The organism is Kitasatospora sp. NPDC088742 (assembly GCF_055584905.1).
The window spans coordinates 31941-56903 of sequence record NZ_JBVJLD010000026.1; the positions used below are offsets into that span (position 1 = coordinate 31941).

A 24963-nucleotide genomic window follows, 5' to 3' on the forward strand; every position below is an offset into this window, starting at 1 on the left:
CCGTGGCCCGCCGGCCCCCTCGGATGCTGAGGGGGCCGGCGGGCTGACGGGTGATCAGGCCTTGTTGATGACGGCGTCGATCGCGGTGTCGGCGTCCTTGGCGGCGGCCTCGACCGTCTTCTTGCCCTGGGCGATGTCCTGCAGGGCGTTCTGCAGGATGTTCGCCTTCTCGACCTGCAGCCAGCCCGGCGCGGTCGGGACGAACCAGCTGATCTCGGCCGCGGTGGCGGTGGCCGCGGTCTTCGGGTCGGCCTTGAGCGGGGCCAGCTGGGTCTTGTTGTTCGGCAGGTTGCCGGCCTTGATCAGGGCCTCCTGCGCCTTGCTGTTGGTGAAGGCGTTGATCCACTCGGAGGCGGCGGTCTTGGCCTTCGACTTCACCGGGACGGCGAGGTCCGAACCACCCAGGAAGGTGGAGAGGTTCTTACCGGACGGGCCGGGGAACACGAAGGAGGCCAGGTTGTCCTTCAGCTTGCCGCCGGTCTTGTCGAACTTGGCGTCGGCCGCGGACGGGCCCTCCCAGGCCGCGCCGTAGATCATGTTGGACTGGCCCAGGCCGTAGACGATGTAGCGGTCCGCGTCGTCCTTGGTCAGGTCGCCCTTCATGTACTTGCCGACGGCGTCCTTCCAGGCGGTCAGACCCTTGATCGCCTCCGGGGAGGAGAGCGAGGCCTTCCACTTGTCGCCGTCCTGCTTGGCGATCGCGCCACCGGCGTCGGCCACGAAGGACATCGCGGCGTACCAGTCGCGGGACGGCTGGTACCAGGCGGAGAACTTGTCGCCCTGCTTGGCCTGGATCTTGTCCAGCGCCGCGGTGAGCTCGGCGTAGGTGGTCGGCACGGCCGCCACGCCGGCGTCGGCGGCGATGTCCTTGCGCCAGGTGGCCACGCGGGCACCGGCGTAGTACGGGACGCCGTAGGTCTTGCCGTTGTACGTGGCGGAGGCCTTGAGGCCGTCGAGCCAGGCGGAGCTGTTCTCGAACTTCGCGACGTCCAGCGGGGCCAGCGCGCCCTTGATCATGTAGGGCAGCATCTCGGTGTTGCCCATCTCGACCACGTCCGGCACCGAGTCGGTGGCGAGGACGGAGTCGAACTTGGTGTTCTTGTCCTTCCAGCCGTAGTACTCGTGGTTGACCTTGATGCCGGGGTACTTCGCGACGATCGCGTCGTCGGCGGCCTTGACCAGCTCCGGCCAGTTCTGCTGGGCGTCGACGGTCAGCCACACGGTGAGGCTGGTGGGGGCGGCCTCCGACTTGTCGCCACCGGCGGGCTTGGAGTCCGAACCACAAGCCGCGAGACCGACGACCATTGCTGCGACGCCGACCGCCGCGATGAGCTGACGCTTCACGCCATCCTCCTGAGGGATGCCCGAGTTGCCCCCACCGGAGGCAGCGACATACCCGTGCATTTCGGCAGGATTGGTGTCGCGAACCCTTGGGACGGGGTTGGGGAATTCAGAGTTGGTCCAAGTGGTGTAGACCAGATGTCTGGAGCTTGGCCTAGACCAATGGACGTGTCAACGGCTGCCAGAGCAAACCGGACCACCCGTTATCAAGCCGACACCGCTCATCGTTCATCGTGTGATGAGCTCCCCGTTGACAGGCCATACGTGCAACGATGTGTGCCGTTAACTGAGGAGGCGGGGCCTGGGAAGGCGCCGCGAGGAGCGGAGACACGGCCGAATGAGCAGCGACGGGGGCACTACGGCCCAGGTGACCGAACCCGGGGCCCAGAGCCTGCCGACGCAGTCGGCGGCCGACCCGACCGCGCGCGTCCCCAAGTACTACGGACTCAAGCGCCATCTGCTGCAGCTCACCGAGACCCAGCCGGCCGGCACACCCGTCCCGCCGGAGCGCGCGCTGGCCGCCCAGTTCGACACCTCCCGCACCACCGTCCGCCAGGCCCTCCAGGAGCTGGTGGTCGAGGGCCGGCTGGAGCGCATCCAGGGCAAGGGCACCTTCGTGGCCAAGCCCAAGGTGGCCCAGGCCCTGCAACTCACCTCGTACACCGAGGACATGCGGGCCCAGGGCCTGGAGCCCACCTCCCGCCTGATCGAGATCGGCTACATCAGCGCCGACGACCGGCTGGCCCCGCTGCTGGACATCAAGCCCGGCGGCCGGGTGCTGCGGATCGAGCGCCTGCGCCTCGCCAACGGCGACCCGATGGCGATCGAGGTGGCCCACCTCTCCGCCAAGCGCTTCCCCGCCCTGCGGCGCAACCTCGCCAAGCACAACTCCCTCTACACCGCGCTGCGCGAGGTCTACGGGGTCACGGTCGCCGAGGCCGAGGAGACCATCGAGACCACCCTGGCCGACCCGCGCGAGGCCGGACTGCTCGGCTCCGACCTCGGGCTGCCGATGCTCCAGCTCTCCCGGCACTCCTTCGACGCCGAGGGCGCCCCGGTCGAGTGGGTCCGCTCCATCTACCGCGGCGACCGCTACAAGTTCATCACCAGGCTCCAGCGGCCGAGCGCGTGAGCGCCGAAGGTGTAGCAGCCTGACGGAGTAGGAGCGGTTCCGTCCGCTATCCGAAAAGTTCCCACCGGGGTGGTGACACGCGTCACGACAGGGCCCAAGATGGCGCCTGACAGTCGATCACCCGGGTGCTGCTCGGCGGGCGTGCGGTTACCCGTACGTTGCGGCGCATGAGGTGAGCCCTCTCCAGGAGCCGCTTACATGTCGTCAGAAAGCCCAGGGGCGCGGCAGCTCCCGGTGGTCACCCCCGCGCGGGTGCTCGCCGGGATCTGCCTGCTGCTGCCCGTCGTCGCGATGCTCTGGGTGTCCTCGTACACCAAGGCCACCCCCGAGATCGGCGGGGTGCCGTTCTTCTACTGGTACCAGCTGGCCTGGGTGCCGCTCTCGGCGGTCTTCACCGTCGGGGCCTACCTGCTGCTGCGCCGTGACGAGCAGGCCCGCAAGGCCGCCGCAGGGCCCTCCTTCGAGAAGGGCGCCTCCGCATGAGCCACACCGGGATCAACTGGACCGCGCTGACGGTCTTCCTGCTGTTCTTCGTCCTGGTCACCGTGATGGGCTTCCTGGCCTCGCGCTGGCGCCGGGCCGACGACGCGCTGCACCTGGACGAGTGGGGTCTGGGCGGCCGGAGCTTCGGCACCTGGGTCACCTGGTTCCTGCTCGGCGGCGACCTCTACACCGCCTACACCTTCGTGGCCGTCCCGGCGCTGGTCTACGGCGCGGGCGCGGCGGGCTTCTTCGCGGTGCCCTACACGATCGTGGCCTACCCGCTGGTCTTCCTCTTCCTGCCCCGCCTCTGGTCGGTCTCCCGGGTGCACGGCTACGTCACCCCGGCCGACTTCGTGAAGGGCCGCTACGGCTCCCGCGGCCTGTCGCTGGTGGTCGCGCTCACCGGCATCCTGGCCACCATGCCGTACATCGCGCTCCAGCTGGTCGGCATCCAGGCGGTGCTGGACGTGCTCGGGGTCGGCGGCAGCGCGGACAGCAACTGGTTCGTCAAGGACCTGCCGCTCTTCCTGGCCTTCGCGGTGCTGGCCGCGTACACCTACTCCTCGGGCCTGCGCGCCCCGGCGCTGATCGCCTTCGTCAAGGACACCCTGGTGTACCTGGTGATCATCGTCGCGGTGATCTACATCCCGATGCGGCTCGGCGGCTACGGCGCCATCTTCGACTCGGCGGCGCAGAAGTTCTCCACCGTCAACCCGGCCACCGGCAAGCCGGTCGGCTCGCTGATCACCGGCCCCAAGGCGCAGTGGACGTACGCCACCCTGGCCTTCGGCTCGGCGCTGGCGCTCTTCATGTACCCGCACTCGGTGACCGGCGTGCTGGCCTCCAAGTCCCGCAACACGGTGCGCCGGAACATGGCCATCATGCCCGCCTACTCGCTGATGCTCGGGCTGCTCGCGCTGCTCGGCTTCATGGCCATCGCGGCCGGCGTCGGCAAGGGCGTGAAGGGCTTCAACCCGCAGCTCTCGGTGCCGCAGCTGTTCGAGAACATGTTCCCGGACTGGTTCACCGGCGTGGCCTTCGCCGCGATCGGCATCGGCGCGCTGGTCCCTGCCGCCATCATGTCGATCGCCGCGGCCAACCTCTTCACCCGCAACATCTACAAGGAGTACCTGAAGCCCGGCGCCACCCCGGCGGACGAGACCAAGGTCGCCAAGATCGCCTCGCTGCTGGTGAAGGTCGGCGCGCTGGCCTTCGTGCTGCTGATGGACAAGCAGTTCGCCATCAACCTCCAGCTGCTGGGCGGCATCTGGATCCTGCAGACCTTCGTCTCCATCGTCGGCGGCCTGTTCACCCGGTGGTTCCACCGCTGGGCGCTGCTGGCCGGCTGGGCGGCCGGCATGGTCTACGGCACCTGGAAGGCCTACGGGGTCGCCTCCCCGGCCACCAAGCACTTCGGCGGCAGCTCCGCCGAGATCCCCGGCGTCGGCGAGATCGGCTACATCGGTCTGACCGCCTTCGTGCTGAACGTGCTGGTCGCCGTGGTGCTCACCCTGGTCCTCAAGGCGGCCAAGGCCCCCGAGGGCGCGGACGAGACCAGCAGGTCGGACTACACCGCCGAGGAGCCGAAGCCGACCGCCGGCAAGCCCGAGGCGCCGGAGCCCGTCGCGGCGCACTGACAGCGTCAGGGCGCACGGACCCGTACCGCGCGCGCCCTGTGATCGCGCCGTCCTCCCGGTCGACACTGGGAGGACGGCGCGATCATTTGGTAGTACGACCAACGGGGAGATCACGTGGACCACAGCAGCATCACCGTCCTCAACGGCCACCGTCCCGACAGCGGCGAGGGCCGCCGCACACCCCTGCCCTCGGTGCTGATCACCACCAGACACGGCGAGTCCGTCGCCAACATCGAGTTCCAGCTCGCCGCCGAGACCGGCGCCATGGCCGTCCCGATCACCTGCCGGGACGCCGACATCCCGCTCTCCCTGCACGGCCAGGCCCAGGCCCAGGCGCTCGGCCGCTGGTGGGCCGCGCTGCCCCCGGCCGACCGGCCCCGCTCGGTCTGGTGCTCCCCGTACGTGCGCACCGCCGAGACCGCCCGGATCGCCCTGGCCCAGGCCGGGGGCCTGGGCGCGGTGCCGGTCGGCCTGACGGTCCGCCAGGACGAGCGGCTGCGCGACCGCGAGCTGGGCGTCCTGGAGATGCTCACCCCGGCGGCGATCGAGAAGGAACACCCCGGCGAGGCGGCCCGCCGCCGCAAGATGGGCGAGCTCTACTACCGCCCGCCCGGCGGCGAGTCCTTCCTGGACGTCGCGCTGCGGGTGCGCAGCCTGCTCCGCGACCTGGCCGAGGAGGAGGACGGGCGCCCGGTGCTGGTGGTCTCGCACGACTGCCCGGTGCTGATGACGCGCTACGTGCTCGACCGCCTGACGGAGCGCCAACTGCTGGACCTCGCACCGGTGGCCAACTGCTCGACCGGCCTGTGGCGCGCCCACGGGGGCCGCCTGGTGCCGGAGCTCTGGAACTCCACCGAGCACCTCTGAGCCCGCCGCCGGCCGCCTGACCGCCCCTGGGGCCTCGGGGCCTTCGGGGCACTCGTCTAAGCTAAGCCGCCATGACGGGGTATTCGGGCGGAAAGCAGCGGTTGCTGGTCGGCGTGGTGACCTTCCTGGTCGCCCTCGCGACGACCATCCTGGCGGCCGGCCGCGGCCCGGCGCAGTCCGGGGCGGTGCCCACCGCGGCGGAGAGCAGCCCCGCCGCGGGCACCGTACCGACCCTGCAGGGCAAGGGCCTGAACATAGGCATCGCCTACGGGGACACCCTCACCTGGGAGTCCGAGGCCAACCTCAGGCTCGGCCTGGACGACGCCGTGTCCACCGGGGCCAAGTGGATCCGGGTCGACCTCTCCTGGTCCAACATCCAGCCGGAGAACGCCAAGCGGTACGAGTGGCAGCGCTTCGACCGGGTGGTCAACGCCGCCCGGGAGCGCAAGCTGGAGGTCCTCGCCACCATCGCGTACACCCCGGCCTGGGCCAGGAAGCCGGGCTGCGGGAGCGACGTGTCCTGCGCGCCGGCCAACCCCGAGACCTTCGCCGCCTTCGCCCGCAAGGCCGTCGAGCGCTACGCCCCGCTCGGGGTGCACACCTGGGAGATCTGGAACGAGCCCAACATCCCGTTCTGGTACCCGAAGCCGGACGCCGCCGCCTACACCGAGCTGCTGCGGGCCAGCACCAAGGCGATGCGGGCGGCGGACCCGAAGGCCTACCTGCTGATGGGCGGGCTGGCCGCGGTCGGCACCTACCCGGAGAAGAACTACGTCTCGCACTCCGAGTTCCTCGCCGCGCTCTGCAAGCTGGGCGCCAACAAGCTGGTGGACGCGGTGGCCTACCACCCCTACACCTATCCCCACCTGCCCAGCGCCAAGACCGACTTCGGCACCGCCTTCGAGGACATCAGCGCCGACAAGAACAACCTGATGGCGATCCTGGAGACGTACGGCACGCCGGACCTGCCGATCTGGCTGACCGAGACCGGTGCCCCCACCAACGGCCCGGGCGCCGCGGCCGACGGCCGGACCATCCCGTCCAACGCCACCCACGTCACCCCGGAGTACCAGGCCGCCATCGCCCTGGACACCGTCCCGGCCGCGGCCGCCAACCGGCACGTGGGCGCGGTGTTCTGGTTCGCCGGGAAGGACAGCGGCACCGAGAAGGACAAGGGGCAGCGGTCGAAGTTCTACGGGCTGCGGTACGCCGACGGCTCCGCCAAGCCCGCGCTGGGTGCCTGGAAGTCCGCGATCTCCGCGTACGAGCTGCACCGGCCGCAGTGACCGGCGGGCCCGTACGGCCGCTCAGAGCGAGCGGAACAGCTCCAGGTAGCGCTCCGTCAGGTCGTCCCAGGCGTAGTGCCGTTCGGCCCGCCGGCGGCCGGCCGCGCCCAGGCGGTCGGCCAGCGCGCCGTCGGTGAGCAGCCGGCGGCAGGCAGCGGCCAGCGCCTCGGCGTCGCCCGGCGGCACCAGCAGCCCGGTCCCGCCGTCCACCACCACGTTCGGGATGCCGCCGACGGCCGAGCCGACCACCGGGGTGCCGCAGGCCATCGCCTCGACCAGGGCCATCCCGAAGGACTCGGCCTCGGTCCGCGAGGGCAGCACCAGGACGGCGGCGGACCGGACCGCCTCGACCAGCCGCTCCCCCGTCAGTTCGCCCACCGCGTCGACCCGTTCGGCCACCCCGAGCCGGCCGGCCAGCGCCAGCAGCTCCGGCACCGCGTCGCCGCCGCCGACCAGCCTGAGCCGGGCCTGCGGCTGGTCGGCCAGCCGGGCGAAGGCCTCGACCAGGACGTCCACGCCCTTCCAGGCCGAGGTGCGGTCCATCCGGCCGACGTAGAGCACCGTGCGCGGACGCTCCGAGGCGGGCGGGCCCGGCGTGAAGCGGGCGGTGTCCACCCCGGGGGTGATCTCCACCACGTGCGGCTGACCGGCCGCCAGCGAGACCGGGGAGACCGCGACCAGCGTCTTCGCCCGGCGGAACACCCGTGGCAGCACGGCCCGTTCGTACCCGCCGATCAGCCGGTCGGCGAGGCCGCTGCCCGGCTCGCCCTTGTGCATCGACCCGGCGTGGTAGGTCAGCACGGCCGGCCGCCGGCCGGCGCAGAACACGGCCAGGTCGGGCAGCCCGGGCACCGGCGCGTGCGCGTTCACCACCTCGGCCCCCGTGCGGCGCAGCCAGCGGCGCAGCTGGAACGGCCACAGCGGGCTGAGCGGGGTGTTGGAGAGCTTCAGCCAGGCGCCGAGCCGGACCACCCGGACCCCCTGCTCGGTGGTGACCGTGGTGCGCAGCCCGGACGCCCTGGTGGTGATCACCACCGGCTCCAGGTCGGGCGCGGCCGCCAGCGCGGCGGCCACCCTGGCCGCGTAGTTCTCCACCCCGCCGACCTTGGGCGGGTAGTAGGGCGTGACCACCGCGACCGTGCGCGGGCTCACCGGCCGTCCCGGGCCGGGACGTCGGCCAGCAGCTGTCCGGTGAACCCGGCGGCCCGCTCCGCGTAGGCCGGGAGGACCTCGCGCAGGTGGGCCCGGTACGGCTCCCCCTCGGCGAGCAGCCGGTCCACCAGCGGCACCAGCGTGTCCGGACGGGCCTCGGTCATCCGGACCACCCAGTGCTCCAGGCCGAGGTCGGCCATGATGCCGCGGGTCTTGTGGTCGTACTCCACCGCCGCGCACGGCACCCCGGCGACCAGGCCGAAGATCACCGAGTGGAACCTGGTCCCCAGGATGTAGTCGGCGGTGGCGTACAGCGCGAAGACCTCGTGGTGGTCGATGGTGTCGTCGTCCAGCACGTGCAGCCGGGGGTCGTCGAGCAGCGCCGCGATCCGGTGGTTCACGATCCGGTCGTCGTCGGCCTGGAAGGTGCAGGTCACCTGGGGCACCAGGACCACCTCGCACCCCCGCTCCAGCAGGCGGCGGACCGCCGCCGCCATCGCCGCCTCGTACCCGGACTGGGCGTCCCGGTCGAGGAACTGACGGGCGGTCACCAGCACCAGCGGCGCGTCCGGCGCGATCCCGAGCTCCGCGCGCCAGGGCCGCTCGGACCGGCCCTGGAAGGCGAAGGCGCTGTCCACGCCGCGGACCAGGTTCTGGTCCGGCACGCCCGCCTCGGCCAGCCGGGCCACGCTGATCTCCTCGCGCGCCACCACCCGGCGGGCCCGCCCCACCACCCGGCGCATCAGCAGCCGCTGGGTCCGGGTCGGGAAGGGGCCGTACGACTGCGGGGCGAGCACCACCGGCACGCCGAAGCGCTGGGCCAGCCAGAGCGGCAGCAGCAGGAAGCCGATGCTCAGGTCGGAGGCGAAGTCGGCCTTGCCGTTGAGGTACCCGCCGCCGAGCGAGAGCACCAGGTCGGCCTCGGCCAGCGCGCGCAGCTCGGTGCGCATCTCGCGCGGCAGCAGGGCGGCGGCCGCCCGCAGCAGCGGACCGCTGCCGGGCACCGCAGCCAGCAGGGCCAGCAGGGCGGCGGCCGCCTTCCGGCTGATCCGGGCCGCCCGGCCGGCGTCCTCGTCGCCGACGTAGCGGCGGATCGAGCCGATGTTGGGGACGCCGTCGAACTCCGGCCACTCGCCCGGCTCCTCGAAGCCGGCGATCCGCACCCGGGCGCCCGGGTAGGCCAGCTCCAGCTGCTGCAACGCGACGCTGAGCAGGGCGGCGTCGCCCCGGTTGCCCCGGGCGAACGCGTTGACGACCACGATCTTCACTCTGCGACGACCTCTGAGTAGTGGTGTTCGAGGGCGTCGAGGAACTCCTCGACGCCGTAGCGCTCGGCCCGGGCGGCCGAGGCCCGGCCGAGCTCGGCGAGCCGGGCCGGGGCGCCGAGCAGGCCGCCGAGCGCCCCGGCCAGTGCCCCGGCGTCGCCGGGCGGGACCAGCGCGCCGTTGTCGGGGCCGACCAGCTCGGGCAGCCCGCCCACCCGGGAGGCGACCAGCGGGCGGCCCACCAGCAGCGCCTCCAGCGCCACCGTGGGGAAGTTCTCCGGCCAGAGCGAGGGGAGGACCACCACGGCGGCCGAGCGCAGCCGTCCGGTCACCCCGTCGCCCGTCAGCCAGCCGTGGAAGACCACCCGGCCGTCGGCCACCAGGTCGGCGGCGGCGGCCTCCAGCCGGGCCCGCTCCGGCCCGTCCCCGACGACCGAGAGCCGGGCCGCGGGGTGACGGCGGCTCAGCTCGCGGAAGGCCTCCAGCAGGACGTGCACGCCCTTGACCCGCTCCAGCCGGCCGACGAAGAGCAGCTCGTCCGCGCCGGCCGGCGGCTGCGGCCCGGCCGTGCGCGGGATGCCGTTCGGCAGCACGTGCACCGGCACCCGGCCGGTGTCGGGGCGGACCGCCTCGGCGAAGTACCGGCTCGGCGCGAGCACCCGGTCGATCCGGCGCAGCCGCAGCAGGTAGGCGGGGCGCTGGAGCAGCCGCAGGTAGAGCCAGCGGAGCCGGTCCGCCGGGGAGAGCCGGCCGCCGGCCGCCGCGCTGCGCAGGTTCCAGCGCAGCAGGTCCCTGGTCCAGTCCTCGGGGCCGTGCACGGTGAGCAGCCGGGGCAGCCCGGCGGTCGCCGCCAGCACCGCCGGGCTGAACTCCCCGATGGTGTGCAGGTGCACGCAGTCCGGCCGGAAGGCCGCCAGCTCGCGCCGGACCGCCCGGTGGGCGGGCCGGTGCCAGAAGTAGCCGAGCAGCCGGCGGGCCGGGCCGCCGGTGATGCCGGGCACCAGGACGTCGGCGAAGACCTGCTGACCCTCCGTCAGCCGGTCGGTGGCGAGCACCCGGACCTGGTGGCCGCGGGCCGTCAGCCCCTCGGTGATCAGGCGGACGCTCTTCTCCGCGCCACCCGCCTCGAAGCCGAGGTTGACGATCTGGAGGATTCTCATGCCGGGCTCTCCACGGTCCGCCGCGGGTTCGGGTCCCACTGGTCCTGCGACGGCCGCCCCCACGACGTCCGCCCGGGCGTCTGCTGGGCGGGTACGACGGGTACGGCGGGCGGCGGCTGGGGCGGCTCGGCGGGCTCCCCCGCGGGCGGGCGGCGGCGGCCGAGCAGCAGGCCGGCCACGGCCACCAGCCCGGCCGCGAGGTTCCCGGCGGCCCAGGCCCAGCCGAACCAGACCAGGCCGCGGGAGGCCCAGTGGGCGGCCAGGCCGATGGAGACGGCCGCGTAGACCACGTTGCCCAGGACCAGGGTGCGCAGCCGCCCGGTCAGCTTGAGCGCGAACCCGGCCCAGGTGTTGAGCGCCACCGCGCCGGCCGCCACCGAGAGCGCGACCAGCAGCGGCCGGGCCTGCTCCGCGTAGCCGGCCCCGAACAGCTTCAGCACCAGGCCGCTGCCGAGCGCCACCGCGCTGGCCGCCGGGATCTGCACCGCGGCGATGATCGCGGCCGAGCGGCGCAGCAGGACCCCGAACCGGGAGGGCTCGTAGGACGCCTCGGCGAACACCGCCTCGCCGACCGAGAAGGAGACCGCGTAGAGCAGGCTCGCTATCTGGAAGGCCACGTAGTAGTAGCCCGCGGACTCGGCCCCGAGGTGGTGCAGCACGATCAGCGGGGTGACCATCTGCGGCAGCAGGTTGAGCAGGCTGGAGAGGTAGCTCGCCACCGAGAACCGCAGCTGCTCGCGGAGCCGGGTGCCGCGGGTGCGGAAGTCGAAGCGGAAGCCGAGCCTGCGGTGCAGCATGAACTGGGCCGCGATCGCGGCCGCCACGTACCCGCCGCCGGTGGAGCCGACCACCCCGGCCACCCCGAAGCCGACCAGCAGGGCGGGCAGCGCGAGCTTGACCAGGCCCTGGAGCAGGCCGTCCACCAGGACGTTGAACTGCGGCACCCGGGCGCCCACGAAGACCGACTTGGTCAGCAGGTTGACCGCCGCGCACCCGCAGAGCACCACGAAGGCCGCGGCCAGCAGCGGCTGGTCGCGGACGAAGAGCAGCTTCTCCCCGTACAGCGGCAGCCCGGCCAGGTACGCGCCGGCCAGCAGGCAGGCCACCGAGCCGACGACGGCCAGCGCCTGGGTCAGCTGCCCGTTCCGGGAGGCACGGGCCGCCGGGTAGCGGATCAGGGTGCTGTTGAGCCCGAACTGGCTGAGGTAGGCGATCAGCGTGGTGGCCGAGATCAGCGAGGTGGCCAGACCGACCTGCCGGGCCGGGTAGAAGCGGGCCACCACGACCCAGAACAGGAAGCCGAGGCCCGCCGTGACGGCCGTCGAGGCGAGCAGGAAGAACGAGCTGCGGTAGACCTGGTCCGGCGGCCGGGCGTGCCGGGCCGCGGCGCCGGACGTCCGGTCCTTCCGCTCCCGGCCGCCGGAGGCGCCGCGGTGCCTAGCCACGCTGCCCCTGGTGGTCGTGGAGCAGGGCGGCGGCGTGCTCGGTCCAGCTGAACGCGGTGGTGGCGTAGGTGTGGGAGTAGCGGGCCATCCGCCCGCGCAGCTCCTGATCGGCCGTCAGTTCGTCCAGGGCGGCGGCCAGTACCGCCGGGTCGCGCTCCACCAGCCGGACCAGCGAGCGGTCCAGGCCGTAGGGGGCGTAGCCGGGGTCGTCCGTGGTGAGCACCGGGAGGCCGGAGGCCATCGCCTCCTGCACGGTCAGCGGGAAGCCCTCGGCGGTCGAGGGCAGGGCGAACAGGTCGCAGGCCCGGTACGCCTCGGCCAGCGCCTCCGGGGACAGCGCCCCGAGGTGGTGCACCCCGGGCCGGCCGGCCAGCGCGGCCGCGTCCCCGTCACCGGCGAGGACCAGGTCGTACCCGGCGGAGGGCCCGTGGGCCGCGAGCAGCAGCTCGTAGCCCTTCTTGGGCACCAGGCGGCCGGCGAACAGCACCAGCGGCCGGCCGGCGGGCAGTCCGAAGCGGGCGCGGGCCGCCGAGCGGTCGTCGGCCGTGGCGGCCGGGTGGAACAGCTCGGTGTCCACGCCGTTGGGCAGGTGCGCGCAGCGGTCCGGGCGGGCCCCGTGGCGCCGGACGAAGGCGGCCACCGTGGCGTTCAGGGTGTACACCCGCCGGGCCCGGCGGAGCAGGGCCCGGCCGGCCACCGCGTAGACCACCCGCTGGACCCCGCGGACCACGGCCGACGGGTGCTGGACCATCCCCACGTGCTGGGTCAGCACGTGCGGGGTCCTGGTCAGCGCGGCGGCCAGGCCGGCGGCCCAGGAGGTCAGGTAGAGGCAGTCGTGCAGGTGCACCACGTCGGCCCGGCGGGCCTCGCGCACCGCGACCGCCAGCACGGCGGGCGACAGGACCGGGAACGGCACACCGGCCCGCTCCGCGCCGTTCCAGGCGGCCACCCGGACCACCCGGACCCCGTCCTCGGTGCTGGTGGAGGAGCGGTCGCCGCTGGTCAGCACGGTGACCTCGCAGCCCGCCGCGGCCAGCCCGAGCGCCTCGTGGCGGACCACGTTCTCCACCCCGCCCAGGTGCGGGGGGTAGTAGTGGCTGACGAGCAGCACCCGGAACGGCCTGACGGTTGCGCTCATCGGTAGATCTTCGCTCCTTCGCTGCTGTAGATCTCGTTCTTGGTGGCGTCCAGCAACTCCACCGGGAAGCGGTAGGTGACCTGGTCACCCTGGTAGGCGAAGGTCATCTCGCCGGTCCTGGTGGTGGCCGTACCGAGGATGACATAGGCGTGCGAGCGCACCGTGGTCGGGAACAGGTCGCCCATCCCCGGCCCCTCGATCAGGGTCTGCAGCCGCCGGTAGGTGTAGCCCTCGGTCTGCACCAGCGGCTGCGGGTTCTGCTTGGCGGTGCTGCGCTCCAGCCAGTAGGCGGCCAGCCGCTCCTCGGTGGTCGGGTAGTAGATGTCGTGGGCCTTGCCGGCGTTGTTCAGCTGGAGCTGGGCCGGGTAGCCGCCGAGGACCTGCGGCACCACGCCGGTCAGGTCGAGGAAGAGCGCCGCGACCAGGGCGCAGACCACCGGCACCGACCGGCGTCCGCACCAGCGGGCCAGCCAGAGCGTCCCGGCGGCGATGAACGGGGCGAAGACGAACAGGCCCTGCTGGAACGCCCTGAGCACGCCGTAGTCGACCGAGAGCTGGGGTACCACGGTGAGCAGGCCGATCATCGCGACCGTGCCCACCGTCATGGTGAGCTGGTCCCTGGTGGGCTGGAAGATCCGGCGGCGGGCCCGGAAGGCCACCAGCACGCCGAGCAGCAGCAGCACCTGGAGCAGCTGCGCCGCCCCGGTCCGGAACAGGCCGTTCAGCCAGGAGACGCTCAGGCCGGTGCTCTGCAGCCCGCGGCCGACCGCCGTCAACGGCAGCTCCTCGACCGGCGCCAGGGTGATCTTGTAGCGGTCGGCCGTCTCCAGCGGCAGCACCTCGCCCGCGGCGCGCTTCTCCTCGCCCCGCGCGGTGACCGCCGCCCGGTAGTCGGCGAGCCGCTCCTCGGGGCTGGTCCGGCCGCCGCCGAGCAGGCTGTACCCGGTGTCGGAGGACGAGGTCTTGGTGTCCTTCCCGCCGAACAGGCCCTGCACGGAGGCGGTCAGGGTGCTGCCCAGCTGGCCGTTGGTGTGCGTCACGGGCCCGGCCCAGAGCAGTGCCAGGCCTGCCGTGACGAGCACCATCCACCAGGTCACGAAGGACCGCACGTGGTCGGCCCGCGGCCGCCGCCGGCTGCCCCGGCGCCGCCCGCCCAGGGCCGCCAGCCGCCAGATCAGGTCCACCGCGACCGTCAGGCCGAGCACCCCGACCATCAGGTAGATGGTCGAGTAGTGGGAGATCACCACGCCGCCCAGCAGCACCAGGAAGACCGTCCGGCGCGCCCACAGCGGGCGGCCGCCGTCGGTGAGCACCACCATCGCGCAGCCGATCAGCAGGAAGGCCACCTCCTGCCGGCCGAGGAAGGTCATGTCGGTGAAGAAGGTCGGGAAGACCATGAAGTACACGGCCGACAGCAGCGCCACGAACTGCGGCGCGACGTTGCGCACCGAGCGGTAGACCAGCACCGGGGTGAGCGCGAACAGCAGCGGCAGCAGCAGCTTGAACACGTACACGTCGGGGATCGCGGTGAGCCGCACCGCGCTGACCGGCAGCAGCACGATGCTCAGGCAGGCGTTGTACGCGTCCGGGTAGGCCGAGACGTCCCAGTGGTACCCGCCGAGGGTCAGCCGGAAGAACTGGTACTCGCGCTGGATGTCGTGGCCGACGATGTACCAGCCCCGCAGCGAGTTCAGCAGCAGCAGGGCGGCGGACGAGGCGAACAGCCCGGCCTCCAGGACCTGCACCGGGTACCGGCGCCGACGGACCATCAGCAGGACCAGCAGCGCCGCGACCACCACCAGCGCGACGGTGCTCACCGCACCGCTGAACCCGTTGTTCAGCCGGACCGGGCCGGCCACCGAGAGCACCAGGGCCAGCGCCCCGAGCCCGCCGACCGGCAGCAGTCCGCGCGGGAGCCGGCCCGGGCCGGGCGGCCGGGCGGGTGCCTCCGGCAGCACCACCCCGAGCACCACCAGCACCATGGCCGTCGCCCCGGTGAGGGTGGCCCTGGTCAACGGGCGCTCGTCCCCGAACAGCGGGAGCACGGTGTTCACGCCGAGCGCGACGAGGAGGTCGGTCAGCACGGCGAAGCCGACCGCGAGCATCCACGCGGAGTCACGGCCGGACACCACCTTGGTGGCCACCCCGCGCCAGATCACCACCGGCGCGCCTAGCAGCAGCCACAGACCCGCCGGGGTCAGCAGCACGTCCGGCGGAGCGGGCAGCGCCTCCACCACGCAGGCGAGGCTGATCCCGACCATGGCGGCGTCCCGGCCGCCGAACCTCCCGAGCCGCACGCCCCTCACCCCCGGCCCCCCGTGGCCGGGAAGACCTCGTCGTAGACCTGCTCCACCAAGGTGGCCACCGCTTCCCAGGAGTACGTCCGTGCTGCCTCGCCGCTGCGCCGGGCCAAGGTCCGGCGCAGCGCCGGGTCGGCCGCCAGGCGGTCGACCGCCGCGGCCAGCGCGGCCGGCTCCGGCTCGGCCAGCAGGCCCACCCCGCCGATCAGTTCGGCGTTCCCCGGCACCGCCGTGGCCAGCACCGGTAGTCCGGAGGCCATCGCCTCCAGGGCCACCAGCGGCATGCCCTCGCGGTCCGAGGGCAGGACGAAGGCGTCCGCCCCGGCGTAGGCCGCGACCAGTTCGGGGCCGTGCAGACCGCCGGAGAACTCGACCAGCCCGGGGGCCAGCCGCGCGGCCCGCTCCTCCAGCCGGGCCCGCAGTTCACCGTCCCCGACCACCCGCAGCCGGACCGGTTCGCGGACCAGGGCCATCGCCTCCAGCAGCCGGTCCACGTTCTTCTGCGCGCTGAGCCGGCCGACGAAGAGCAGCCGCAGCGGCTCGCCGGCGGGCGGCGCCTCCCGCTCGCCGGCCGGCCGGAAGTACTCCGCCCCGACTCCGTTGGGCACCACGTGGACGCGCTCGGCGGGCACCCGGTAGGTCTCCCGGACGAACTCCGCCTGAGCGGGCGTCAGCACCACCACCGCGGCGGCGGCCCGCATCACCCGGCCGAAGACGTGCTTCTTGTACAGCGGCAGGAGCCGGCCCAGCGGCCCGGAGGCGTCCACGTCCAGGTGGAAGTGGAGCAGGTAGGGCAGGCGCCGCAGCAGCGCGGTGAGCGCGACCAGTTCGGGCAGCAGCGCGTGCGCGCAGTGCACGTGGAGGACCGCCCGGCGGGGCGCTCGCAGCAGCGAGAGCGGCAGCCCCGGGGCGACGGCGGTGTGCGCGACCTCGACCGCGCGGTGCCGGCGGACGGTGAGCCTGCCGGTGCCCGTGGTCTCCTCGACGGTGCTGCGGGCGGCTCCGCCCGCGCCGAGCCCGGTGGTGACCACCCGCACCAGGTGGCGGCGGGCGAGCTGTCGCGAGAGGTGCTCGACGACCCGCTCCAGCCCGCCGAGGTGCGGCGGGTAGTACGGGGTGACCTGCAGGATCGTGCGCATCAGGCTTCCAGGACGAGGGCTCGGGGGTTCACTGCTTGGCGGCGGGCTGGGCTGCCTGTGCCTTCCCGAAGCGGAAGTGCAGGGTCTGGGGGTGCCCGACCAGGGCCACCCGCACCAGCGTCGCTTCGTGTCCCACCTGGACCTTGGCCAGGACCGGGACGGGGGTGCCGTCCTTCGGGACCACGGTCAGCACCGTCTCGGCGGCCGGCTTGCCGTCGGCCTTCTCCAGCACGACCTTGACCTGATAGCTCTTCACCCCGGTGCCGTGCGCGTTCAGCGCGAGCGGTACCACGGCGGTGGCCCCCTCGAAGCTCGGCTCGGTGGTGAAGTAGAGCTCCACGAACGGGGTGTTCTGCCGGGTGAAGGACTGCAGCAGGACGGTCCGCACCGGGGGGACGGACCAGACCCCGCCCGCCAGCACCACCACGGCCGCGGCCGCGAGCAGCCCGGCCAGGACGGGGTTCCGCCGGATGCCGCCGCCCCGGCGGCTGCTGACGCCGCGTCGGCCGGAGCGCCGGCGGCGCCGGGCGGGGGCCGGGCCCGGCGGCAGGTCCGGCTCCTCGGTCGGGCCCTCGCCCTCGGGCCGGTCCTCCGCCGGGTCGTGCCGGTCCGTCATACCGACTCGTACCGCGAGGTCAGCGGGTCGGCGGGCCGGCCGATCACGGGCGGGCGGGCGGCGTCCGGGGTGCCGGAGTCCGGGGTTCTGGGGTCCGGGATGCCGAGGTCCGTGGTGCCGGTCAGCTCGTCGGCGGCGGGGCGCACGGCCTCGCCGGCCTCGCGGCGGAAGCGGTGGTCGAAGAGCTGGCGCAGGTTGGCCATGCCGTCGGGCAGGGCGTTCAGCTTCACCTCGCCGCCGCGCTTGCGGTACTCGATCGGCACCTCCAGGCAGCGGTAACCGGCCCTGGTGGCGGCGTTCTTGATCTCCTGGGAGAAGGCCATGCCCGGCGACCTGACGTCCAGTCCGCTCCAGACGTACCGGCGGAACACCCACATCCCGGACTGCGAGTCGCGCAGCCCGTTGCGGAACAGCCTGCGGCTCAGCGCGCTCAGGGCGTGGTTCGCCACCGTGTGCGAGCGCTTCATGGAGTCGCGGTTCTGCCGGCCGAGGCGGTCCGTGGTCATGAACTCCACGTCCCGCTCGACCAGGGTCCGGAGCAGGTCGGGCAGCGCGTCGAACGGGTAGGTGCAGTCGGCGTCACCGGTGGCGACCACGTCGCCCGTGGCCGAGTCGAAACCCAGCTGGTAGGCGTTCCCGTAGCCGCGCTCGGGCTGGTGCACCACCCGGGCCCCCAACGAGGCGGCCACCTCGGCGGTGCCGTCCGTCGAGCCGTTGTCGACGACGAGCACCTCGGTCTGCCAGCCGGCCTCGGCCAGTTCCGCGACGGGGATGTTCGCCATCACGGTGGGAAGGTTCGACGCCTCGTTGAGTGCGGGTATGACGACGGAAAGACGGAGCACGCTCAAGCCCCCCATGGATTCGTGTGCATGCTCTGTGCACCCATCAGAACGCCCGCTCGGGTACGTGGTTGCCGACGCAGACCTCGAACGGGCTTCGATTCACACGAGACCTTAGCCGATGCTTATGGACCATCAGCCCCCGGGATCCCCCGCGTGACCAGGTTGTGATGATCAAAACACTGGCGGAACGGGCCGCTTCGTGCTTGTGACGACCCGTCAGCCGACCAGCCAGGAGGCGACCGGCTTGTCCTTGACCCCGCCGGTCTTGAGCATGGCCACCTGCTCGGCCGACAGCGCCTTGTCCCAGACCTTGGTGCTGCCCAGCACCCCGGCCCAGTGCCCGGTCCAGAGCTTGTGCTGGCGGCTGCGGCCGAGCTGGAACGGCCCCGGCCCGTCCCAGATGCCCGGCACCTTGGCGGTGGCGTTCTGCGAGGCGGGCGCGCCGTTCACGTACAGCGCGATGGTCTTGGCGCTCGCGTCGTAGACGCCGGTGAGCAGCACCCACTCCCGCAGGGTGTTCACGTTCTCGGAGAACACCTGCACGACCGTGCCGTCGGCCCCGCCGTCCGCGGTCTGCACCCGGAACACCCAGGACTTGGTGCCGTTCGCCGCGGCGTCGCGCCCGAGGTCGAAGGAGAACGAGACCCCGTCGCCCTGGCTGACCGCCGTCCGCGAGACCTCCGGCGCCTCGTTGTAGACCCAGGCCGAGACGGTGAAGCTCTTCGACACGTCCACGACCTTGCCGGCCGCCTGGGCGTTCGAGTTGTTGTTGCTGCGCAGCCGGAGCACCGAACCGTTCTGCACCTTGCTCACCTGCGCGTCCGGGCTGATGGCCAGGTTGGCCTGCCCGGAGGAGTCGGCCAGGCTGTTCGGGTCGCCCGGCACGGTGGCGTCGCCGTCCGCCCCCGTCGAGGGCGAGCCGGAGGGCTTGACGGACGGGGAGGCCGTCCCGTTGGTCACCGGCTTGTCGTCCTTGCCGGTGCCGTTGATGATCACGGCGCCCGCGCCGACGCCCAGCACCACCGCCACCGCGATCACGACGGCGGTGATCGAGCGGCGCCGGCGCCGGCTCTGCCGCTGCTCCTCGGCCGCCGCCATGCCCTCCCAGTCCGGGGCGCTGCTCGCCGGCTGCGGGTACTGGCTCTGCGGGAACTGGCCCTGCGGGTGGGGGTAGCCGTACGCGGCCTGCCCGGGGAACTCGCCCGGGTACTGGCCCTGCGGATGCGGGTAGCCGTACGCGGCCTGCGGCGGGTACTGCCCCTGCGGCAGCGGGTACCCGGCGTCCGGGGCCTGCCCGGCCCGGGCGGCTTCCGGCCCGCCCGCAGGCGCGCCCGCGGCCACCGGCGCGGCGGGCGCCGCCTCGGCGGGCGGCGTCTGAGAGGGAACCTGGCCAGGAGTGGCGGCCTCGTCCGGGCGTTCCGTACCGTCAGTCATACTGCGGATGCTAGAACATGGGGCCACCAGGGCAGATCCTCCGCCCGCCGAACCGATACCGAAGCGGAATCTGGCACCGCCCGGGGCGGCTCAGCCGAAGGTCCGCCGGTAGGCCTGCGGGGTGGTGCCCAGCCAGCGGGTGAAGTGGTGCCGCAGGGTGGCCGCGTTCCCGAAACCGCTGGACGAAGCCACCGTCTCCACCGGCTCGTTGGTGCCCTCCAGCAGCCGCTGGGCCAGCAGCAGGCGCTGGTTGGTCAGCCAGCGGTGCGGGGTGGTGCCGGTCTCCTGCTGGAACCGGCGGGCGAAGGTGCGCGGGGACATGTGCGCCCGGGCCGCCAGCTGATCGACCGTCAGCTCCTGGTCCAGGTGGCGGCGCAGCCAGTCCAGCAGCCCGCCGAGCGAGTCCGCGTCGCACTCCGGCAGCGGCCGGGCGACGAACTGCGCCTGGCCGCCGTCCCGGTGGGGGGCCACCACCATCCGGCGGGCGATCCCCCGGGCCACCTCCACGCCCTGGAGCTTGCGGACCAGGTGCAGGCAGGCGTCGATGCCGGCCGCCGTGCCGGCCGAGGTGATCACCGGATCCTCGTCCACGTAGAGCACGTCCGGCTCCACCGTGGTGAGCGGGAAGCGGGCGGCCAGGCCGGCGGTGTGCTTCCAGTGCGTGGTGGACCGGCGCCCGTCCAGCAGCCCGGCGGCGCCCAGTAGGAAGGCCCCGCTGCAGATCGACAGCACCCGGGCGCCCCGGTCGACGGCGGCCCGCAGCGCCTCGATCAGCACCTGCGGGTACTCCTCCCGGACGTGGGTGGCGGCGGCGATCACCAGGTCGGCCTCGGCCAGCCGCTCCGCGCCGTGCTCGACCTCGATCCGGTACCCGGCGTGGGTCCGCAGCAGCCCGGGCCGGTCGGAGGCGACCGCGAACTCGTAGAGCGGCAGCCCGTCGTCCCGCCGGTCGAGCCCGAACACCTCGGTGGCCACGCCCAGTTCGAAGGGGTGGACGTCCTCCAGGACCACGGTGACCACGTTGCGCAGCATGGAGCCAGGATGCCCGATGGCAGGATATCGACGCAATGGGTCGTTCCTGCCACTCGTGGGTGCCGCCGGACCGGAGAAGACTCGACGGCATGAACCCCTCCGCCCTCCTGGCCCTGCTCGCGATCGTCTCCGCCTTCGGCCTGCTCGGCGCCCTGGTCGGCCGGGACCTGAGGCTCAACTCCCGCCACGGGCGGGACAACTGGCACCGCCCCGGCGGCTACCCCGCCGACCCCTCGGCGGGCGGCCCGCCGCACGGCACCCCGTCCGGTCGTTCGGACACCCGTTCGGGCAGACTGTCCGGATGGACATCGTCATTCGCCCCGCCGTCGAGGCCGACCTCCCCGCGGTCGGTGCCGTCACCCACGAGGCCTTCGTCGGCGACGGCCACAGCCCGGCCGACGGCCCGTACGCCGCGAAGCTCCTCGACGCCCGCCCGCGCTTCGAGCAGGCCGAACTCCTCGTCGCGGTCGATCCGGCCGACGGACGGCTGCTCGGCTGTGTGACCTTCGCGGTCGGCGGCACCTCCTTCGCGGACATCGCCGCCCCGCACGAGGGCGAGATCCGGATGCTCGCGGTCTCCGGCGCGGCCCGCGGCCGCGGCGCGGGCGAGCAGCTGGTCCTGGCCTCCATCGCGCGCAGCCGCGAGCTCGGCCTGACCGGCATGGCCTTCTCCACCCGCCCGTCGATGACCTCCGCCCACCGGCTGTACGAGCGGCTCGGCTTCCGGCGCACCCCCGAACGGGACTGGGAGGTCCGCCCCGGGGTCCAGCTGCTGGTCTACACGATGACCTTCTGAGAGCCCGTCAGGCGTCGTTCCGGGGCCCCTCACGGGGCCCCGTCCAAGCCCCGCAAGGGTCCTGCGCTGACGGACCGGAGTACGACGAACACGACGGCGCGACACTACATCTGGGGGTGCCGATGATCGATGCCACTACATGTATGCTCGCTCTCGCTGTCGATGCAGGGGAATCCGGTGGAAGTCCGGGACTGCCCCGCAACGGTGAGCGGGCGTCTCGACGACGCCCCGCGAGTCCGGTGACCTGCCGACGGTGTGCCACACGGCTTCCCCGCAGACGCCTTGGAGCACAGCACTGACGTCCGGGCCTCGCGGGTGGGCCGGGGGGTGGTCGGCGCGCGCCGTGACGGTGTCCGCGCTGCGCTCCCCTGCGCCCATGACGGCCCGGCAGCCACGCCGACCGCCGCCGCCAGGAGAGAAGCGCCTTGACCATCGCTGCCTCAGTTGCCCTGCCCGCCCAGGGAACCGCCGAAGACCGTACCGACCCGGGGGCCGCGCTCCTCCGGCTCCTCACGGACCGCAGCGCCGACCTCCCCCAGGCGGACCCGGGCCACGTCGCGGCCGCCGCGCTGCGCGGCCGGCACGCCGGCTCGGACTTCGCCGAGCTGCGCGGCCTGGCCGTGGAGGCTGCCGCCTCGATGATCGCCGAGGACCCGCAGTACTCGAAGCTGGCGGCCCGGCTGCTGGCGCTGGAGATCCGGGACGAGGCCGTCTCGCAGGGCGCCGTCTCCTTCTCCGCCTCGATCGCCGTCGGCCACGCCGAGGGCCTGATCGGCGACGTCACGGCCGCCTTCGTGGCCAAGCACGCGGCCGCCTTCAACGGCCTGATCGACCCGGCCGGCGACGACCGCTTCGAGTACTTCGGCCTGCGCACCGTGCAGTCCCGCTACCTGCTGCGTCACCCGATCACCCGTCAGGTGATCGAGACCCCGCAGCACTTCCTGCTCCGGGTCGCGGCGGGCCTGGCGGTCGGCGACACCGAGAAGTCGGTGGCCGAGGTGGCCGAGCTCTACAGGCTGATGAGCCGGCTGGAGTACCTGACCTCCTCGCCGACCCTCTTCAACTCCGGCACCAAGCACCCGCAGATGTCCTCCTGCTACCTGCTGGACTCGCCGCTGGACAACCTGGACTCGATCTACAACCGGTACGCCCAGATCGCCCGGCTCTCCAAGCACGCCGGCGGCATCGGCCTCTCCTACTCCCGGATCCGCTCGCGCGGCAGCCTGATCCGCGGCACCAACGGCAAGTCCAACGGCATCGTCCCGTTCCTGCGCACCCTGGACTCCTCGGTCGCCGCGGTGAACCAGGGCGGCCGCCGCAAGGGCGCGGCCTGCGTCTACCTGGAGACCTGGCACGCGGACATCGAGGAGTTCCTGGAGCTCCGCGACAACACCGGCGAGGAGGCCCGCCGGACCCACAACCTGAACCTCGCGCACTGGATCCCGGACGAGTTCATGCGCCGGGTCAACGCCAACGCCGACTGGTCGCTGTTCTCCCCGGCCGACGTGCCCGAGCTGGTCGACCTCTGGGGCGCCGAGTTCGACGAGGCGTACCTCAAGGCCGAGCAGGCCGGCAAGGCCGTCCGCACCATCCCGGCGCAGACCCTGTACGCCCGGATGATGCGCACCCTGGCGCAGACCGGCAACGGCTGGATGACCTTCAAGGACGCCTCCAACCGGGCCGCCAACCAGACCGCGCTGCCCGGCCGGGTGGTGCACTCCTCGAACCTCTGCACCGAGATCATCGAGGTCACCGACGACTCCGAGACCGCCGTCTGCAACCTCGGCTCGGTCAACCTGGGCGCCCACGTGGCCCCCGGTGCCACCGCCGAGGACCTGCTGAACGCGATGGACTGGGACCGGCTGGACGCCACCGTGCGCACCGCCGTGACCTTCCTGGACCGGGTCATCGACATCAACTTCTACCCGACCACCGAGGCGGGCACCTCCAACTCCCGCTGGCGGCCGGTCGGCCTCGGGGTGATGGGTCTTCAGGACGTCTTCTTCCAGCTCCGCCTGGACTTCGACTCCGCCGAGGCCAAGCGGCTCTCCACGCTGATCTCCGAGCGCATCATGCTCACCGCCTACGAGCGCTCCAGCGAGCTGGCCGAGCAGTTCGGCCGGCACGAGGCGTACGGCGAGACCCGGGCCGCCCGCGGCCAGCTGCACATCGACCACTTCGGCGTGACCCCGGAGTGGACCGGCCGCTGGGACGCGCTGCGCGCCCGGATCGCCGAGACCGGCCTGCGCAACTCGCTGCTGCTGGCCATCGCGCCGACCGCGACCATCGCCTCGATCGCCGGCGTCTACGAGTGCATCGAGCCGCAGGTCTCCAACCTCTTCAAGCGCGAGACCCTCTCCGGCGAGTTCCTCCAGGTCAACCCGTACCTGGTCCGCGAGCTCAAGGAGCTGGGCGTCTGGGACCAGCAGACCCGGGACGCGCTGCGCGAGTCCAACGGCTCGGTCCAGGACTTCAACTGGCTGCCCGGCGAGGTCCGTTCGCTCTACCGCACCGCCTGGGAGCTGCCGCAGCGCGCGCTGATCGACCTGGCCGCCGCCCGTCAGCCCTACATCGACCAGAGCCAGTCCCTGAACCTCTTCATGGCCGCGCCGACCATCGGCAAGCTCTCCTCGATGTACGCCTACGCGTGGAAGGTCGGTCTGAAGACCACCTACTACCTGCGTTCGCGCCCGGCCACCCGGATCGCCCAGGCCGCCTCCGGTGCCGCCCGCGCCGCCGCGCCCGTCCCGGTGACCGTCGGCGCCCCGACCCTCACCCCGGAGGAGGAGGCCGCGCTGGCCTGCTCCCTGGAGAACCCCGAGTCCTGCGAGGCCTGCCAGTGAGCACCACCCCCGACGTCCCCGGCCGCGAGAAGATGCTGCTCGACCCGGGCTTCGAACTGACGCTCCGTCCGATGCGCTACCCGTCGTTCTACGACCGGTACCGGGACGCGATCAAGAACACCTGGACCGTCGAGGAGGTGGACCTGCACTCCGACGTCGCCGACCTCGCCAAGCTCAGCGAGGGCGAGCGGCACATGATCGGCCGGCTGGTCGCCTTCTTCGCCACCGGTGACTCGATCGTCTCCAACAACGTGGTGCTGAGCCTCTACAAGCACATCAACTCCCCCGAGGCCCGGCTCTACCTGTCCCGGCAGCTGTTCGAGGAGGCCGTGCACGTCCAGTTCTACCTGACGCTGCTCGACACCTACCTGCCCGACCCGGACGACCGCGCGGCGGCCTTCGACGCGGTGGAGAACATCCCCTCCATCCACCAGAAGGCGCAGTTCTGCTTCAAGTACATGAACGCGGTCGACCACCTCGACTCGCTGCAGAGCAAGGACGACCGCCGGGCCTTCCTGCTCAACCTGATCTGCTTCGCGGCCTGCGTCGAGGGCCTGTTCTTCTACGGCGCCTTCGCGTACGTGTACTGGTTCCGCAGCCGCGGCCTGCTGCACGGCCTGGCCACCGGCACCAACTGGGTGTTCCGGGACGAGTCCATGCACATGGACTTCGCCTTCTCGGTGGTGGACACCGTCCGCGAGGAGGAGCCCGACCTCTTCGACGACACGATGGCCAAGCAGGTCACCGAGATGCTGGAGGAGGCCGTCGAGGCCGAGCTCCAGTTCGCCCAGGACCTCTGCGGTGAGGGCCTGCCCGGCATGAACACCGAGTCGATGCGCCAGTACCTGGAGGCCGTGGCCGACCAGCGGCTGGCCCGGCTCGGCCTGCCGATCCGGTACGGCTCGACCAACCCGTTCGGCTTCATGGAGCTGCAGAACGTCCAGGAGCTGACCAACTTCTTCGAGCGCCGGGTCTCCGCCTACCAGGTCGCGGTCGAGGGCTCGGTCGCCTTCGACGACGACTTCTAGGCCCGCCCACGGCGAAGGCCGCCTCCC

Annotated in this window: 20 protein-coding genes and 1 riboswitch; of the genes, 8 read left to right on the forward strand and 12 right to left on the reverse strand. The window is 72.7% G+C overall.

All coding sequences use genetic code 11. From position 1 onward, the window contains the following. Positions 1-54: 54 nt before the first annotated feature. Positions 55-1344 (reverse strand): extracellular solute-binding protein, encoded by a 1290-nt coding sequence (locus ACZ6ZR_RS20895; RefSeq protein WP_465644334.1) that lies wholly within the window; start codon positions 1342-1344, stop codon positions 55-57. Between the two features lie 334 nt (positions 1345-1678). Between ACZ6ZR_RS20895 and ACZ6ZR_RS20900 the strand changes: the two genes are divergently transcribed. From ACZ6ZR_RS20900 to ACZ6ZR_RS20920, 5 genes are all read left to right on the forward strand, one after another. Beyond that, positions 1679-2473, forward strand: coding sequence for a GntR family transcriptional regulator (locus tag ACZ6ZR_RS20900; protein WP_465644336.1), 795 nt, complete (start codon positions 1679-1681; stop codon positions 2471-2473). A gap of 198 nt (positions 2474-2671) precedes the next feature. Then, positions 2672-2956, forward strand: a complete 285-nt coding sequence (locus ACZ6ZR_RS20905; protein WP_465644337.1) for a DUF3311 domain-containing protein — start codon at positions 2672-2674, stop codon at positions 2954-2956. Beyond that, on the forward strand, positions 2953-4593 hold the full coding sequence (gene mctP / locus ACZ6ZR_RS20910; protein ID WP_465644338.1) for a monocarboxylate uptake permease MctP: 1641 nt from the start codon (positions 2953-2955) through the stop codon (positions 4591-4593). Before ACZ6ZR_RS20905 ends, mctP begins: the two co-directional genes overlap by 4 nt. A 114-nt stretch (positions 4594-4707) precedes the next feature. Next, positions 4708-5460 (forward strand): histidine phosphatase family protein, encoded by a 753-nt coding sequence (locus tag ACZ6ZR_RS20915; RefSeq protein WP_465644340.1) that lies wholly within the window; start codon positions 4708-4710, stop codon positions 5458-5460. Positions 5461-5531: 71 nt separating this feature from the next. Further along, complete coding sequence (locus ACZ6ZR_RS20920; protein WP_465644342.1) at positions 5532-6746, forward strand: cellulase family glycosylhydrolase; 1215 nt, start codon at positions 5532-5534, stop codon at positions 6744-6746. A gap of 21 nt (positions 6747-6767) precedes the next feature. On the opposite strand, the gene ACZ6ZR_RS20925 is transcribed toward ACZ6ZR_RS20920, so the two are convergent. The 11 genes from ACZ6ZR_RS20925 to ACZ6ZR_RS20975 all read right to left on the reverse strand — a co-directional run bounded on the left by ACZ6ZR_RS20925 (position 6768) and on the right by ACZ6ZR_RS20975 (position 20269). Further along, positions 6768-7898, reverse strand: a complete 1131-nt coding sequence (locus ACZ6ZR_RS20925; protein WP_465644344.1) for a glycosyltransferase family 4 protein — start codon at positions 7896-7898, stop codon at positions 6768-6770. Continuing rightward, complete coding sequence (locus tag ACZ6ZR_RS20930; RefSeq protein ID WP_465644346.1) at positions 7895-9166, reverse strand: polysaccharide pyruvyl transferase family protein; 1272 nt, start codon at positions 9164-9166, stop codon at positions 7895-7897. The genes ACZ6ZR_RS20925 and ACZ6ZR_RS20930 overlap by 4 nt, the downstream gene beginning before the upstream one ends. Beyond that, positions 9163-10323, reverse strand: coding sequence for a glycosyltransferase family 4 protein (locus ACZ6ZR_RS20935; RefSeq protein WP_465644347.1), 1161 nt, complete (start codon positions 10321-10323; stop codon positions 9163-9165). Before ACZ6ZR_RS20935 ends, ACZ6ZR_RS20930 begins: the two co-directional genes overlap by 4 nt. Next, entirely contained in the window at positions 10320-11768 is a 1449-nt protein-coding gene (locus ACZ6ZR_RS20940) for a lipopolysaccharide biosynthesis protein (RefSeq protein ID WP_465644349.1), read from the reverse strand. Before ACZ6ZR_RS20940 ends, ACZ6ZR_RS20935 begins: the two co-directional genes overlap by 4 nt. Beyond that, positions 11761-12906: a glycosyltransferase family 4 protein gene (locus ACZ6ZR_RS20945; protein WP_465644351.1), complete on the reverse strand. Its 1146-nt coding sequence runs from the start codon at positions 12904-12906 to the stop codon at positions 11761-11763. Before ACZ6ZR_RS20945 ends, ACZ6ZR_RS20940 begins: the two co-directional genes overlap by 8 nt. After that, the gene (locus tag ACZ6ZR_RS20950) at positions 12903-15203 is read right to left on the reverse strand and encodes a hypothetical protein (RefSeq protein ID WP_465644352.1); all 2301 of its coding nucleotides are present in this window, start codon (positions 15201-15203) and stop codon (positions 12903-12905) included. Before ACZ6ZR_RS20950 ends, ACZ6ZR_RS20945 begins: the two co-directional genes overlap by 4 nt. Positions 15204-15208: 5 nt before the next feature. Next, positions 15209-16345 (reverse strand): glycosyltransferase family 4 protein, encoded by a 1137-nt coding sequence (locus ACZ6ZR_RS20955; protein WP_465644353.1) that lies wholly within the window; start codon positions 16343-16345, stop codon positions 15209-15211. Between the two features lie 28 nt (positions 16346-16373). After that, complete coding sequence (locus ACZ6ZR_RS20960; RefSeq protein ID WP_465644354.1) at positions 16374-16961, reverse strand: hypothetical protein; 588 nt, start codon at positions 16959-16961, stop codon at positions 16374-16376. Then, positions 16958-17818 (reverse strand): glycosyltransferase family 2 protein, encoded by an 861-nt coding sequence (locus ACZ6ZR_RS20965; RefSeq protein WP_465644355.1) that lies wholly within the window; start codon positions 17816-17818, stop codon positions 16958-16960. Before ACZ6ZR_RS20965 ends, ACZ6ZR_RS20960 begins: the two co-directional genes overlap by 4 nt. Before the next feature lie 201 nt (positions 17819-18019). After that, positions 18020-19237: a LamG domain-containing protein gene (locus tag ACZ6ZR_RS20970; RefSeq protein WP_465644357.1), complete on the reverse strand. Its 1218-nt coding sequence runs from the start codon at positions 19235-19237 to the stop codon at positions 18020-18022. A gap of 90 nt (positions 19238-19327) precedes the next feature. Then, positions 19328-20269: a helix-turn-helix domain-containing protein gene (locus tag ACZ6ZR_RS20975; protein WP_465644358.1), complete on the reverse strand. Its 942-nt coding sequence runs from the start codon at positions 20267-20269 to the stop codon at positions 19328-19330. 301 nt (positions 20270-20570) lie between these two features. On the opposite strand from ACZ6ZR_RS20975, the gene ACZ6ZR_RS20980 reads away from it, so the two are divergent. The 3 genes from ACZ6ZR_RS20980 to ACZ6ZR_RS20990 all read left to right on the forward strand — a co-directional run bounded on the left by ACZ6ZR_RS20980 (position 20571) and on the right by ACZ6ZR_RS20990 (position 24936). Beyond that, positions 20571-21065 (forward strand): GNAT family N-acetyltransferase, encoded by a 495-nt coding sequence (locus ACZ6ZR_RS20980; RefSeq protein WP_465644360.1) that lies wholly within the window; start codon positions 20571-20573, stop codon positions 21063-21065. 143 nt (positions 21066-21208) lie between these two features. Next, a riboswitch (cobalamin riboswitch) is annotated at positions 21209-21331 on the forward strand. A gap of 159 nt (positions 21332-21490) precedes the next feature. Continuing rightward, positions 21491-23908 carry a ribonucleoside-diphosphate reductase subunit alpha gene (locus tag ACZ6ZR_RS20985; RefSeq protein WP_465644362.1) on the forward strand — a complete coding sequence of 806 codons (2418 nt, stop codon included), beginning with the start codon at positions 21491-21493 and terminating at the stop codon, positions 23906-23908. Between the two features lie 32 nt (positions 23909-23940). Continuing rightward, positions 23941-24936 (forward strand): ribonucleotide-diphosphate reductase subunit beta, encoded by a 996-nt coding sequence (locus ACZ6ZR_RS20990; protein WP_465644438.1) that lies wholly within the window; start codon positions 23941-23943, stop codon positions 24934-24936. Positions 24937-24963: the final 27 nt, after the last annotated feature.